Annotated in this window: 1 protein-coding gene; it reads right to left on the minus strand. The window is 62.2% G+C overall.

The window, feature by feature from the left end; all coding sequences use genetic code 11:
- Nucleotides 1-69: 69 nt before the first annotated feature.
- Nucleotides 70-1,228, minus strand: a 1,159-nt coding sequence (locus tag AC1D1X_RS23785; protein ID WP_477699410.1) for an AAA family ATPase, incomplete at its 5' end; no start/stop codon positions are given.

Consider the following 1,228-nt stretch of genomic DNA (forward strand, 5'->3'; position numbering starts at 1 on the left):
TGATGCTACCGGCCTTTTTTGGGTGCGCGGAACTATCCGCTCCGCTGGATTGGTGGATCCGCGAAATGGTCAGTTGGTCTCTGCCGCTTCGGCTTCCGGCTTGGCTTTGCCTTCCTTCTTGGGCAGCGGCTGGATGTCGAGCTGGACTTCCCCGGTCTCAACGCCCTTCTCGTCCGTCGTGACCTTYATGTCCACCGTCAGGCGGCCACCGTCGGTCAGCCGGCCAAACAGCAGCTCGTCGGCCAGCGCACGGCGGATCGTGTCCTGGATCAGGCGCTGCATCGGGCGGGCACCCATCAGCGGATCAAAGCCCTTCTTGCCGAGGTACTTGCGCAACGTGTCGGTGAAGGTGACTTCCACCTTCTTCTCGGCAAGTTGCGTTTCAAGCTGCAGCAGGAATTTGTCGACCACGCGCAGGATGACGGTTTCGTCCAGTGCCTTGAAGCTGACAGTCGCGTCCAGGCGGTTGCGGAACTCGGGCGTGAACAGGCGCTTGATGTCGGCCATCTCGTCGCCGGACTCGCGCGGGTTGGTAAAGCCGATGGTCGCCTTGTTCATCGTCTCGGCACCGGCGTTGGTGGTCATGACGATGATGACGTTGCGGAAATCGGCCTTGCGCCCGTTGTTGTCCGTCAGCGTGCCGTGGTCCATGACCTGCAGCAACACGTTGAAGATGTCCGGGTGCGCCTTTTCGATCTCGTCAAGCAGCAGCACGGCGTGCGGCTTCTTCGTGATGGCCTCGGTCAGCAGGCCACCCTGGTCAAAACCGACGTAACCCGGAGGTGCGCCAATCAGGCGGCTCACGGCGTGGCGTTCCATGTACTCGGACATGTCGAAGCGGATCAACTCGATGCCCATGATGTAAGCCAGTTGCTTGGCAGCTTCCGTCTTGCCGACGCCCGTGGGGCCGGAGAACARGAAGGAGCCGATCGGCTTGTCGTCCTTGCCCAGGCCGGAGCGCGCCATCTTGACGGCCGAGGCCAGCACTTCAAGGGCCTTGTCCTGGCCGAAGACCACGCTCTTCAGGTCGCGCTCGAGCGTCTGCAGCTTGCCGCGGTCGTCGTTGGAGACATTGGCGGGCGGGATGCGGGCGATCTTGGCGACGATCTCTTCGACCTCAGCCTTGGTGATGATCTTCTTGCGTTTGGACGCGGGCAGGATACGCTGGGCAGCGCCGGCTTCATCGATCACGTCAATGGCCTTGTCGGGCAGATGGCGGTCGTTGATG

This window comes from Polaromonas sp. P1_G4 (assembly GCF_056405475.1).